This window comes from Bradyrhizobium sp. BR14999, assembly GCF_056106085.1.
Genome location: NZ_CM148536.1, coordinates 6,491,199 through 6,504,324, shown reverse-complemented (window position 1 = coordinate 6,504,324; position 13,126 = coordinate 6,491,199). Strand labels below are relative to the sequence as shown.

12 protein-coding genes are annotated in these 13,126 nt (G+C 64.4%); 8 read left to right on the top strand and 4 right to left on the bottom strand.

From position 1 onward, the window contains the following. Positions 1–29: 29 nt before the first annotated feature. From ACR9YP_RS30515 to ACR9YP_RS30490, 6 genes are read left to right on the top strand one after another with little or no spacing between them, the layout of a single operon-like run. Positions 30–1,241 (top strand): acyl-CoA dehydrogenase family protein, encoded by a 1,212-nt coding sequence (locus ACR9YP_RS30515; protein WP_438109468.1) that lies wholly within the window; start codon positions 30–32, stop codon positions 1,239–1,241. Further along, entirely contained in the window at positions 1,241–2,278 is a 1,038-nt protein-coding gene (locus tag ACR9YP_RS30510) for an acyl-CoA dehydrogenase family protein (RefSeq protein ID WP_370988500.1), read from the top strand. The genes ACR9YP_RS30515 and ACR9YP_RS30510 overlap by 1 nt, the downstream gene beginning before the upstream one ends. Before the next feature lie 15 nt (positions 2,279–2,293). After that, positions 2,294–3,067, top strand: coding sequence for an SDR family NAD(P)-dependent oxidoreductase (locus ACR9YP_RS30505; RefSeq protein WP_370988499.1), 774 nt, complete (start codon positions 2,294–2,296; stop codon positions 3,065–3,067). Between the two features lie 31 nt (positions 3,068–3,098). Continuing rightward, on the top strand, positions 3,099–3,884 hold the full coding sequence (locus ACR9YP_RS30500) for a carboxymuconolactone decarboxylase family protein (RefSeq protein ID WP_370988498.1): 786 nt from the start codon (positions 3,099–3,101) through the stop codon (positions 3,882–3,884). Between the two features lie 17 nt (positions 3,885–3,901). After that, a complete protein-coding gene (locus tag ACR9YP_RS30495; RefSeq protein WP_370988497.1) occupies positions 3,902–4,369 on the top strand; it encodes a tripartite tricarboxylate transporter TctB family protein in 468 nt (155 codons plus the stop codon). A 12-nt stretch (positions 4,370–4,381) separates the two neighbouring features. Then, positions 4,382–5,881 carry a tripartite tricarboxylate transporter permease gene (locus ACR9YP_RS30490; RefSeq protein WP_474217770.1) on the top strand — a complete coding sequence of 500 codons (1,500 nt, stop codon included), beginning with the start codon at positions 4,382–4,384 and terminating at the stop codon, positions 5,879–5,881. A 21-nt stretch (positions 5,882–5,902) separates the two neighbouring features. Here the strand turns inward: ACR9YP_RS30490 and ACR9YP_RS30485 are convergent, their stop codons facing one another. Continuing rightward, positions 5,903–6,703, bottom strand: a complete 801-nt coding sequence (locus tag ACR9YP_RS30485) for an IclR family transcriptional regulator (RefSeq protein WP_438109465.1) — start codon at positions 6,701–6,703, stop codon at positions 5,903–5,905. Positions 6,704–6,861: 158 nt separating this feature from the next. On the opposite strand from ACR9YP_RS30485, the gene ACR9YP_RS30480 reads away from it, so the two are divergent. Both ACR9YP_RS30480 and ACR9YP_RS30475 read left to right on the top strand, forming a co-directional pair. Then, complete coding sequence (locus ACR9YP_RS30480) at positions 6,862–7,392, top strand: nuclear transport factor 2 family protein (RefSeq protein WP_474217769.1); 531 nt, start codon at positions 6,862–6,864, stop codon at positions 7,390–7,392. 43 nt (positions 7,393–7,435) lie between these two features. Beyond that, positions 7,436–9,070: a flavin-containing monooxygenase gene (locus ACR9YP_RS30475; protein WP_438109463.1), complete on the top strand. Its 1,635-nt coding sequence runs from the start codon at positions 7,436–7,438 to the stop codon at positions 9,068–9,070. A 33-nt stretch (positions 9,071–9,103) separates the two neighbouring features. On the opposite strand, the gene ACR9YP_RS30470 is transcribed toward ACR9YP_RS30475, so the two are convergent. From ACR9YP_RS30470 to ACR9YP_RS30460, 3 genes are read right to left on the bottom strand one after another with little or no spacing between them, the layout of a single operon-like run. After that, a complete protein-coding gene (locus ACR9YP_RS30470; RefSeq protein ID WP_438109462.1) occupies positions 9,104–10,435 on the bottom strand; it encodes an MFS transporter in 1,332 nt (443 codons plus the stop codon). A gap of 16 nt (positions 10,436–10,451) precedes the next feature. Next, a complete protein-coding gene (gene lpdA, locus ACR9YP_RS30465) occupies positions 10,452–11,849 on the bottom strand; it encodes a dihydrolipoyl dehydrogenase (protein WP_474217768.1) in 1,398 nt (465 codons plus the stop codon). Positions 11,850–11,853: 4 nt separating this feature from the next. Continuing rightward, entirely contained in the window at positions 11,854–13,125 is a 1,272-nt protein-coding gene (locus ACR9YP_RS30460) for a dihydrolipoamide acetyltransferase family protein (protein WP_474217767.1), read from the bottom strand. Position 13,126: the final 1 nt, after the last annotated feature.

Below are 13,126 nucleotides of genomic sequence, written 5' to 3'. Positions count from 1 at the left end.
GACGGTACAGCCAAAGCGAGAGATCCACGATGACAGTCATTGAAACAGAGCCGCCGGTAACCGCCACGGCCGGAGAATTATCCGGCGAGGCCTATCGGGTGGCGATGCGTCGCTGGCTGCGCGCCAATCTGCCGGCGAGCTTTCGCGGTGACAGCGCGGCGTTCTCGGCGCCCGGCCTGCAAGAGCAGATCGCCTGGGAAGCGGCGATGTATCGCGCCGGCCTGGCCGGCATCACTTGGCCAAAAGCGTATGGCGGGCACGGCCGCACCTTGCGCGAGCACCTGATCGCCAACCAGGAAATCGGCGCGCTCGCGATGCCGGAGAGCGTCAATTCGATCGGCAAGGAGCTTGCCGGTCCGATCATCCTCGCGGTCGGCACCGAGGAGCAGAAGCATCGCTTCCTGCCGGCAATCCTGGAGATGCGCGACATCTGGTGCCAGGGCTTTTCAGAGCCGGAAGCAGGTTCCGATCTGGCGGGCCTGCGGACGCGCGCCACGCGCGATGGTGATATCTGGCGGATCAGCGGGCAGAAGATCTGGACCAGCGGCGCCTATCGCGCCCAGCGCTGCTTGGTGCTGGCGCGGACCGGCCCGCTGGAGGATCGGCATCGCGGCCTCGCCATGTTCGCGGTGCGGCTCGATGCCAAGGGCGTGCGCGTGCGGCCGATCAGATCGATCGATGGGCGCGAGAGCTTTTGCGAGGTCTTCTTCGACGACGTGGAGGTCTTGCAATCCGATGCGCTCGGCGCGCCCGATGAAGGCTGGAACGCGGCGATCCGCGTGCTCGAGATCGAGCGCGCAACCAACCGCATGTACCGGGCCTGGCGCTTCGAGAATGAGCTGCGGCATCTGATTGCGGTCTGCAAGAGTGATCCGGCGCTGGCGCAGCTGGTTGCAAACCGATGTTACGAGGCCAAGATTGGCGAGGTCGTCGTGGATATCGAGGTGCTGAAGGCGCACGTCGAGACAGCTGTCGACGCGCTCGTAAACGGCGACAGGATCGGCGCACGCGGCAGTTTGGCAAAACTGCACTGGAGTGAAGCGCACCAGCGTTTTGCCGCGCTCGCGCTCGAGCTGCTGGCGCAGGCCTCGTTGCCGCAGCTTCCGGCCGTGCAAGTCGCGCGCCGCCGTTTCGACGCGATCTATCTGCAGGCGCGCGCCGAGACTATCTACGCCGGTACCACCGAAATTCAACTCGGCATCATCGCCGACAGGATCCTGCAGCTCTCGAAAGGCAAGTGATGACGACATTGAGCGGCGAAGGATTGCAGCCGAGCGAGTTCGCGGTCACCGCGGCGCGAGCCGTGGCGGATTGCGCGGCGTTGGGGCCGCGCGAGCAGGCGAAACACCTCGCCGACGACGGATTGCTCGGGGTGCTTGCCTCGCAGGACGTCGGCGGGCTCGATCTGCCGCTGGCCTTTGCAGTTCCGGTGGTGGCCGCCGCCGGCTCGGGCCTGCTCGGTTTTCCGCTGATGGAAGCACTGCTGCTTGGGCGGACGCTGCAGGCCGCGTTGCCGCGCGTGGCGGATGCGGTCGTGTCCGGCGGCATGCTGGCGACGATCGCGTGGCAAGGCAGCGTGAGCGCCGAGCGCGAAGGTGAATCGGTCGTGCTCAATGGCTGGGTTGCGCGAGCGGCCTGCGCCCGCGACGCCGATTGCATCCTGGTACGGATTGGCACGGCCGCGGCGGCGCTGGTTCCGACTGACAGCGAGGGAGTCGTTGTCGAGGACGCGGCAGGGCTGGATTTGACCGTGCCCGAACACTCGGTTCGCTTGCAGGGCGTCACCATACCGGCCGCAAGTGTATTGCCTGACGGCACGTGGGCTCTCTTGAGCTCGGATGCCAACGTGCTGCGTGCCGCCGCCATTCTCGGCTCGGCCGAGACGTGCCTCGCACTCGCACAAGAGCACGCCTCGACGCGCCGGCAGTTCGGCCGAGCGCTGTCCTATAACCAGGCGCTGCGGCATTCGCTGGCGCGGCAGAAGCTGGCGCTCGAAGGCATAAGGCATGCGATCACCCGTAGCGTCGAAGACGAGTCCGGTCCGCTCGAACGCGACGCTGTGTTTCTCGCCGCGGCCGCCTATGGTTGCGCGATCAGTGAAGGCGCGCTGCAGGTTCACGGCGGCATGGGATTCACCTGGGACGTGCCGGTGCATCGGCATCTGCGTCGCGTCCGCGCCTTACAGGCGCAAGGCGATGCCAGCGGAAGCCTGGCCGCGCTCGGCCGCCGTACCATCGCCGCAATAGCTCCGGCGTCCGATCTCGCCGTGTCGGGATAAGAAAGGAAGACCGCAATGACTGATGCCAAGGACAAGCCCCTCGCTGGCCGTGCTGCGCTGGTCACCGGGGCCGGAAACGGAATCGGACGCGCGACCGCTCTTCTGCTGGCCTCGCGCGGCGCGATCGTCGGCGTCAACGACCTCAAGCCTGAGTTCGTTGCCGGGACTGTCGATGCGATCAAGATGGCCGGCGGCGAGGCCGTTGCGATCACCCAGGACGTCGCCAGCCGCGACGGAATGCGCATGGCGGTGATCGGCTTTGCCGAAGGGCAGGGCCGGCTCGATATCCTCGTCAACAATGCGGCCTGGGTCCGCTATCAGTCGGTGGCCGACATCGCGCCGGAGACCGTCGACCGCATGCTCAATATCGGCTTCAAGGCGATCATCTGGGGCATTCAGGCCGCGGCCGAAGTGATGGATGCCGAGCGCGGTGGCGCGATCGTCAATGTCGCCTCCGTTGCCGGATTGATCTCGGCCAAGAACAGCATCGTGTATAGCGGCATCAAGGCCGGCGTGATGGGGATTACGCGTGCCGCGGCAGCCGAGCTCGGCGAACGCAAGATCCGCGTGAACGCCGTTGCGCCATCAGCGATTCCGACCGAAGGAACGATGCGCAACCGCAACGCCGAGCTCGACGCACGGCGGATCGCGCGCACGCCGCTCGGACGGCTCGGCACAGTGGACGATATTGCCAAGGCAATCGCTTTCCTCGCCGGCGACGACAGCGGCTTCATCTCGGCGCAGGTGCTGACGGTCGACGGCGGGATTGTCTTCACCAACATCGCCTAAGCGCCACCGAGGCCGCTGCAGGATACGCTATATGATTCTCACCGCAGATGAGCAGGCGCTGAAGCAGCAATTCATTCGCGCCCGCGGTTACTGGCGGCCGTGGACGGAGGGGCTGCTGCGGCTCGATCCGGCGTTTCTTGCGAGCTATGCCCGCTATGGCGGCTATCCCGCGGAAACCGGTCCACTGTCGCGGAAGATGTGCGAATTGATCTATGTGGCGCTGGATGGATCGGCGGCGCATCTGTTTCGCTCAGGGCTCGCGCTGCACATGCAGCTGGCCCTCGAGCAGGGCGCGACCACGCAGGAGATCGTCGACGTGCTGCGGCTGGCCACGGCGCAAGGGCTCGACGGCTGTAATCTCGGCATCGGCATTCTCGCCGAAGAACTGGCGCTGGCGGGGCTGGATTCGGACCAGGCGCCGCTGTCGCGCGAGCAGATGGCGCTTCGCGACGCCTATGTCGCGCAATTCGCCGATTGGCCGGACTTCTGCGATCTCTGGCTGCGCGCCGATCCCGGCTATTTCGCGATGATGCTCGACCTGCTGACAGCGGGAGCGAAGGCCGGCGGGCTCGACCAGCGCTCGCGTTGCCTGATCTCGCTGGCCTTGAACGGATGCTTCACGGCCCTCAATCCACACGGCCTTCGCCTGCAGATCAGGCGCGCGTTGCGGCTCGGGATCGAGAAGCGCGAAATCCTCCAGGTGCTGCAGATGACGGCACATCTGGGCGTGCATGCCTGCGCGATCGGGGTGCCGGTTCTGATGGAAGCGATCAGCCCGGCGGCAGGCAAGTCGTCTTCCGTCGACGTAACGGGATAGCAGGGAGGTCGACGACGATGGCGAGGCCAACCATCAGAGATCAGCGCGCCTTCGCATCGGGCGCATTGTTTCTTGCCTTTGCGATCTTCTTCTTCGTGATGGCACTGAATTATCCGGCCGGCACCGCGGCGCGGATGGGGCCGGGCTATTTTCCTCGGCTGCTGGCGATCGTGCTTGCGGCCATCGGGCTCGCCGTGATGCTGGGTGCCGTGCTGAGGACGGCAGAGCGGCAGAGGTTGCGGAGTTGGGACGTAAAGGGCCTCGCCTGGGTCACGGGCTCGGTGGTCCTGTTTGCGCTTCTGCTGTTTCCGGTCGGTCTGGTCGGTGCGCTGCTGGTCCTGATCGTGGTGTCGAGCAGGGCTAGTCCCGAGTTTGCCTGGAAGGGCGCGTTGGCCAATGCAGCCGTCCTGATCGCGCTGTGTCTCCTCGTATTCGTCTATGGCCTCGGGCTGCAGCTGCCGGTGTGGCCGGTGCTGCTCAATTGACGGGCCGTGACGATGGACCTGTTTCATAACCTGGCGATCGGATTCTCCACCGCGGCCCAGCCGGCCAATCTGCTCTACGCCTTCTTCGGCTGCCTGTTGGGGACGCTGATCGGCGTCCTCCCGGGCCTGGGCCCACTCGCCACCATCGCGATGCTGCTACCGATCACCTACGCGCTGCAGCCGGATTCGGCACTGATCATGCTCGCCGGCATCTATTACGGCGCGCAATATGGCGGCTCGACCACCGCCATCGTGGTCAATCTGCCCGGCGAATCCTCCTCCGTCGTCACCACGATAGACGGCTATCAGATGGCCAAGCAGGGCCGGGCGGGTGTCGCGCTCTCGACAGCCGCGATCGGTTCGTTCTTCGCCGGCTGCGTGGCGACGCTGGCGCTGGCGGCGCTGGCCGGGCCGCTGACGGCGGCAGCGTTGCTGTTCGGGCCGAAGGAGTTTTTCGCGCTGATGCTCCTCGGCCTCATCCTCGCCTCGGTGCTATCCAGTGGCCCCTTCATTGAAGGCATCGGCATGGTCGTACTCGGCATGTTGTTGAGTCTCGTCGGCACCGATCTCAGCACGGGCACGCAGCGCTTCGCGTTCGGCATCCCGCAGCTGTTCGATGGCCTCGATTTCGTGCCGTTGGCGATGGGCATCTATGGCTTTGCCGAGATCGTGAAGAATCTCGAGCAAGACGACAAGCTGTCGCTGGTGACGCAAAAGATCGCCAATTTGTTTCCGACGCGCGAGGATTTCCGCCGCATGATCCCGGCGATGCTGCGCGGCACCACGCTCGGCACGCTGCTCGGCGTGCTGCCGGGCGGCGGTGCGGTGCTGTCGTCGTTTGCCTCCTACACGCTGGAGAAGAAGCTGTCGAAGCACCCCGAACAGTTCGGCAAGGGTGCGATCGAAGGCGTTGCCGGCCCGGAATCGGCCAACAACGCAGGCGCCCAGACCTCCTTCATTCCGCTGCTGACACTTGGCGTGCCCTCCAATGTGGTTATGGCGCTGATGGTCGGTGCGATGAACATCCACAACATCCAGCCCGGTCCGGAGGTCATGACCAAGAACCCGACCCTATTCTGGGGCCTGATCGCCTCGATGTGGGTCGGCAATCTCATGCTGCTCGTCCTCAATCTGCCGCTGGTTGGATTGTGGGTGAAACTTCTCACCATTCCCTATCGCAATCTGTTCCCGGCGATCATGGTGTTTTGCTCGATCGGCGTCTATTCGATCAACAGCGGGACCTTCGAGGTGTATGAAGCGGCGGTGTTCTGCGTATTCGGCTATATCCTGATCAAGCTGCAGCTGCCGGCCGCGCCGCTGCTGCTGGGCCTGGTGCTCGGACCAGCGATCGAAGAGAACTTCCGCCGCGCCATGGTGCTGTCGCGCGGCGATGTCAGCGTGTTCGTGACCTCGCCATTGTCGGCAACGCTGCTGGCCGCAGCCGCAATCGCGATCGTCATGATCATGCTGCCGACGATCCGGTCGCGGCGGGAGGAGGCGCTGCAGGAGTAGGTGCCGCGGGCCCGCCCGGCGTCAAACGTCTGTGTCGCTGTCGCCGGCTTTGACCGATCTGGCGGCCTGCCGCAGAATATTCAGGTAGCGACTGGCGTTTTGCTTGATCCGCTCAGCGACGCCGCCAAGCCCGAGAGCGACGGGTTGATTCTGAATTGTGATTGGGAGCAGGACGCAGATCGTCGCCCCGCCCAGCATCGGGACGTTCTCCGCCGAGCAATGTCCCTTGCCCCGGATCTCCCGAATCCGCCGGATCATGTCCTGAGGCTTGACTCTGTCTGCTGCGTTCGGCGTCGCGATATTGGCGCGGCGCACGATCGTGTCGAGCTTCTCGTCGGACATCGTCGACATCAACAGCCAGCCGAGCGCGGACTGCGTCAGCGGCCGCAGCGTTCCCTCGTCGACGTGGAATCGCAGCGGGTGGGTCGACTGGATGATCTTGACGTATTGCAGATACACGTCGTTGGTCGTGCCGATTGAAACGGCTTCGCCCGTTGCGGCGTGCACGTCGCGCATCGCCTCCAGCACGCGGCTGTTGCCGAACAGGGATTTGGGAATCCAGTCGCCCAGTGAGGTCACTTTTGGGGTTGGGAAATAGAGTTTCGTCCTGCGGTCGAAATTCAGGTAGCCGAGACCTACCAGGGTCTTGAGCAGGACGGTTGTGCTGGATGCTGGATAGCCCAGCGCCTCGCCGATTTCGGACATCGCACGCGGCTGGCGCTCCCGCATGAAGAATTCGAGAATTTCGATGGAGCGCAGCGCGGATTTCACGGTCGATCCGGCCGCGGAAATCGAAGCGGAGGTCGTCAGCTGCGATGGCAATCGTCCCTCCCTTGGCCGCAGTAAATTCACGGATGTGAAATTCAGCTTCACATATGAACATTTGTTGGTGGCCTCCCACTGCACATGAGATGGTCGCTGCCGTCAAGGGAGGGCCGGTCCGCTGATGGCGGATCGAGCCGGAGCTTCGAGGCTCGAAAATGACCGTAACGCACGAGAAGATCGCGGAGCTGCTCGACAGGGAGGCGATCCGCGATTGCATCTATCGCTATTGCCGCGGCGTTGATCGCGCCGATGAAGCCGCGCTCCGCAGCGCCTACTGGCCGGATGCCACCGACCAGCATGGACCATATTCGGGGCCGATCGAAGGCTTCTTTGAATGGGCCAAGGATATCTTCAAGACCGATGCGCGCAACGTCCATACCGTCGGCAATATCCTGATCGAATTCACCGCGCCCGGGCACGCTGTCGTCGAAACCTACTTCCTCGCCTTGCAGCGCGGGCCTTCAACAGATGGTGGCGTTCGGCAGTTTCTGATCGACGGCCGGTACTGCGATGTCTTCACAAAGCGCGATAGCGAATGGCGAGTTGCGCGCCGTGTCGTCGCCTACGACTGGGTGGACGAGCAGGTCGCTGCGACCGAGTCCGAGGCGGTCCGCTTCGGTCCGCGGTTGCCGTTGGGCGCGCGATATCCCGACGATCCCATCTACGATCTGCTCCGCCGGAGCTAGTGGACACTGACTTGCACGAACCAGCCTTTGAGGGAATGCCGATATGAGCCATGCAGATGTGAGGGGGCGGCGCCTGGACGTGGTCGTCGTTGGCGCGGGATTCGGCGGTCTCTACGCCGTCTATAAGTTCCGCGAGATGGGTCTGAACATCGCGGCCTACGAAGCGGGCGGCGATGTCGGGGGCGTGTGGTACTGGAACCGTTATCCCGGGGCGCGCGTCGACCTGCCGAGCATCGACTACAGCTATTCGTTCTCGCCCGAGATCGAGCAGGAATGGACCTGGTCGGAAGAATTCGCCTCGCAGCCAGAGCTCTTGGCCTACTTCAACTTCGTCGCCGATCGCCTCGACCTGCGCAAGCACTATCAGTTCAACACGCGCATCGTGAGCGCCGTCTGGGACGAGACGCGAAAACTCTGGTCGGTGACGTCGGATCGCGGCGAGATGGTCGAAGCGACGTATTGCGTGATGGCGACCGGCCCGCTCTCGGTGCCCCGGGATCCCGAGATCCCCGGCGTCGCGCGCTACGCGGGCGAGTTGTTGCGGGCCGGCCGATGGCCGCATCATCCCATCAGCTATGAAGGCAAGCGCGTCGGCGTGATCGGCACGGGATCGACCGGCATTCAGATCGTGCAGGAGGTGGGCAGGCAGGCCGGCGAGCTCTACGTGTTCCAGCGCACGCCGAGCTTCACGATGCCGATGCGCAACCAGAAGCTCGATCCCGACTACGTGGCCGAGGTCAAGCGTAACTATACCGGCATTCGCGAGGCGGCCCGCAACAGCCCGAATGGCGGCGTGCGCCCGTGGACGACGCGGGCCTTCTTCAGTGTGACGCCGTCGCGCCGCCGCGAATTGCTCGAAGACGCCTGGAAGGCCGGAGGGCTGGCCATGCTCGGCACTTTCACGGATCTTCTGAGCAACGAGGAAGCCAACGAGCACGTGGCGGAGTTCGTGCGCGGCAAGATCAACGGCGTCGTCGCCGATCCCGTCACTGCGGAGAGGCTGAAGCCGCGCGGCTATCCGATCTTCGCCCGCCGTCCGTGCCTGGATACAGGCTACTACGAGACCTTCAACCGGCCGAATGTCCAGCTGATCGATTGCGTCACCGATCCGATCGTAGAGATCACGGCGCAAGGCGTGCGGACGCAATCGAGTGAAACCGCACTCGACATGCTGATCTTCGCGACCGGCTATGACGGGCTGACGGGAGCGTTGACTGCGTTCGACGTCGTCGGCCGCGACGGCCGGACAATCAATGAGAAATGGAAGGCAGGAGCACGGTCGTATCTCGGTCTCATGATGGAAGGGTTTCCGAACCTCTTCATGACCACCGGACCCAACGGCCCCGCCGCGCTCGCCAATATCGTCAGGATCAGCGAGAACGACGTCGACTGGATCGCGCACACGATCACGCATATGGCGGACCAGGGTCTCGACACCATCGAACCGACCAGGCAGGCGGAAGACGAATGGATGGCGCTGGTATTCAAGCTTGCCCAGCGTTCGCTGCTGACCAAGGCGAAGACCTGGTACGTCGGCACCAATGTCAAGGACAAGGCGCAAGGGCTGTCGCTGTTCACGGGCGGCTTTCCAAAATACCGGGAGTATTGTGCCGCCGCGATCGAGGCCGGGTACCGCGACTTCGTGTTCGAGCGCGGACGAACGACGGTCGCGGCCTGACAGCCGCAACCGAGGAGACCGCGTGCACGCTGCTTACCGCCCCTGTTCAGCAAACTCGTGCTTGCTGTCGTGGCCCCCGATGAAGACCAGGAGGCCGGCGATCAGCGGTAGGACGGCAAGGACGAGCAAGCCGGTCGAGGTCTGGCCGGTGGCTTCCTTGACCCAGCCGATCAGATAGGGCCCACCGAACCCGGCGAGATTGCCGATCGAGTTGATCAGGGCGATGGCACCGGCCGCCGCCGTGCCGGACAGCCAGGCGGTTGGCAGGGTCCAAAACACGCCGAAGCAGCAGAACACCCCAATGGCGGCGACCGTCAGCACCACCATCGTGAGGGTGGGATCGGTGAGATAGGAGGAGATGCCGAGCGCAACGGCGGTGAGCAGCAGCGGCGCGCCGACATGCATCACGCGCTCGCGGCTCGCATCCGAATGCCGCGCCCACAGGATCATGGCGATGGTGCCGAACAGATAGGGGATCGCGGTGACGAAGCCGGTCTGCGCGTTGGTGAGGCCGAAGGCCTTGACGATCTGTGGCAGCCAGAACTGCATGCCATAGAGCGCGCCGACGAAGCCGAAATAGATCAGGCTGAGCGCGATCACCTTCGGCGAGGACAGCGCCTGGCCGAGCGAGGGATGCTTCACCGCCTGCTTGGCGGCGATCTCGGAATCGAGCTTGGCTTTGAGCCAGGCCTTCTGCTCGGCCGAGAGCCAATTCGCCTTCTCCGGTCTGTCGGTGAGATAGAACCAGGTGACGAGGCCGAGCAGCACCGAAGGGATGCCCTCGATGATGAACAGCCACTGCCAGCCCTTCAGCCCCATCATGCCGTCGAGCCCGAGCAGCAGGCCCGAGACCGGCGCGCCGATCACGGTCGAGACCGGCACGGCAATGGCGAAGGCCGCCAGGAAGCGGGCACGATATTCGGCCGGGTACCAGTAGGTCAGATACAGGATGATGCCCGGGAAGAAGCCGGCCTCGGCGACGCCGAGCAGGAAGCGCAAGACGTAGAAGCTCGTGACGCCGCTGACCAGCGCCATCAGCGCCGAGATGATGCCCCAGGTCACCATGATGCGGGCGATCCAGCGGCTGGCGCCGAATTTTTCCAGCGCAAGGTTGCTCGGCACCTCGAAGATGAAGTAGCCGATGAAGAAGATGCCGGCGCCCCAGGAGAAGATCAACGGCGTGAACTTCAGCTCGGCATTCATGGTCAGCGCGGCGAAGCCGAGATTGACGCGGTCGAGATAGGAGAAGAAGTAGGCCAGCACCAGGAACGGAATCAGGCGCCAGGAGATGGCACGGATGGTCGAGGTCTCGATGCTGCTTCTCGCACCGCTTGCAGCGCCGGCAAAGGTCGTGGTCTGGCTCATGGTTCCCCCCTATGTTTTAGACATGAATTGCATGGCCTAGTGATCTCAGCGCGGCCTCATGAAAGCTCTCACTTAGAGTCGGATGGGCATGGATGGTCAGGGCGATGTCCTCGAGGCGCGCGCCCATCTCCAGCGCCAGGCTGAACGCCGCTGACAGCTCGGCGAGGCCAGGGCCCACGCCCTGAATCCCGAGCAGGACATGATTGTCGGCACGCGCCACGGTGCGGATGAAGCCGTCGTCCCGATCCAGCGTGAGCGCACGACCGCTGGCCTTGAACGGAAACAGATCGGTCTTGACCTCAAGACCTTTGTCCCGCGCCTCGCTTGGTGAGAGGCCGACCGTGACGATCTCGGGATCGGTGAAGCAGATCGCGGGAATTGCGACGCGGTCCCAGGCGCGACGTTGGCCGGCGACGATTTCGGCGACCATCTCGCCTTGCGCCATGGCGCGGTGCGCCAGCATCGGCTCGCCCGTGACGTCGCCGATCGCGAAGACGCCGCGCATCGAGGTTCGGCATCGATCGTCGATGCGGATGTAGGGGCCGTCCATATCGAGATCGAGCAGCTCGAGGCCGAAGTCTGACGTCGCGGGCTTACGGCCGACCGTGACCAGGATCTTGTCGGCTTCGAGCGTTGTCTGTCCGCCGTCGGCGGTTTCGATCAGAAGCGCCGTGCCTTCTGCGACCAGCCCCTTGGCTTTCGCGCTTGTCAGGATCGTAACGCCCAGCGCACGGAGCCGCCTGGCAACGGGGTCGCTCAGCTCGCCGTCATATTGCGGCAGGATGCGCGGCGTGGCCTCGACCACGGTGACGTCGGCGCCGAGTTTAGCAAAGGCCGTGCCGAGTTCGAGGCCGATATAGCCGCCACCGACGACGATCAGCCGCTTCGGCACCTCAGCAAGCGCCAGGGCACCTGTCGATGAGATGATGCGGCCGCCGAAAGGAAGGGACGGTAGCTCGATTGGCGCCGAGCCCGTGGCGATCACGATGGTTTCGGCATGGATCAGCTGAACGCCGTTGCTCGTGTGAACCTCGACGGTCTTGCCGTCGTGAAAGCTCGCGTGTCCGGCCGTGTATCTGACACCGGCGCGCTTCAACAATCCGCTCACGCCGCCATTGAGACGCCGCACGATATCGTCCTTCCAGGCGATGGTTTTGGTGAAGTCGAGTGACGGCTTTTGGGCGGAGATGCCGAGCGAGGCCTTGCCGTCGGCGGCACGTGCGACCGTCTCGTAAGTGTCGGCCGCGTGGATCAGGGCCTTCGAGGGGATGCAGCCGATGTTGAGGCAGGTTCCTCCCGGCTTTTCGGACTCTACGACCACGGTGTCGATGCCGAGCTGGCCGGCCCGGATCGCACAGGTATAGCCGCCGGGGCCCGCGCCTATGACGAGAAGCTTACAGGTGGTGTCGGTCATAGTCTTATGCGTAAATGAAGATCATGGCGGGCGTTTCGAGCTGCGTCTTGATCCGCTGCACGAACAGCGCGGCGTTGAAACCGTCGATCACGCGGTGATCGAAGCTCGACGATAGGTTCATCATCTTGCGCGGCACGAAGCCTGCGCCGTCCCAGTGCGGACGTATTGCGATTCGATTGACACCGACGATCGCGACCTCGGGGTGATTGATGATCGGCGTCGTCGCAAGCCCACCTAACGCGCCGAGTGAAGTGATCGTGATGGTCGAACCGATGAGCTCGTCGCGCGTAGCCGTGCCGTTTCGTGCCGCCTCGGTGACACGGATCACCTCGGCCGCGCAGTCGAAGAGATCGCGCGCCTCCGTGTGGCGGACGACCGGCACCATGAGCCCAGCCCCGGTTTGCGTCGCAATCCCCATGTGGACGGCGGCGTGCTGGTGCACGATGCCGGCCTCGTCATCGAAATGGGCATTGAGCTCGGGCTGTATGGCGACGGCACGCACGATAGCTTGCATCAGGAACGGCAGCAGCGTCAGCTTGGGCCAGTCGGTGCGCTTTTGCTCGTTGAGTTTTGCGCGAAGATCTTCGAGCGCGGTGACGTCGACCTCCTCGACATAGGTAATGTGCGGGATCCGCGCATTTGCGATCGACATTTTCTCGGCGATCTTGCGGCGCAGGCCGACGACCTTGGTATCCGTGACGGCGGTCTTGGGTCGGCTCCGCAGCGCGGGCGCTTCGTCGGAGCCACGTGCGATGTAGCTGTCGAGATCGTCGTGGGTGATTCGACCGGCCGGGCCGGAGCCGTGCAACTGACGCAGGTCGATTCCCGCCTCGCGCGCGCGGAGCCGAACTGCGGGCGCTGCCAATGGCCGTTCGCCTTCGCGACGGGACGGTGTCCCCAGAGGCTGCAGGGAGGGTGCGACATGCGCGGGTGCAATCGCTGGTGTGGCGCGCGCCGCATGACCCGCTTTTCGCGCTGGCGCGCTCGTCGTTTGCACTGCCCGCGCCGCAGTCGTGGTGGACGTTTCGCCCTTGCCGTCCACGTCGAGCCGGACGAAGTCGGAGCCGATCGCAAGCATGTCGCCAACCTTGCCGGCAAGCCAGACCACACGTCCTTCGGCTGGAGAGGGAATCTCGACCGTGGCCTTGTCGGTCATGACGGCGCCGAGCACGGCATCCTCGCGCACGAGATCGCCGACCTGTACCTGCCACTCCACCAGCTCGGCTTCGGCGATGCCTTCGCCGACGTCGGGCAGTCTGACGACACGCTCGGTCATC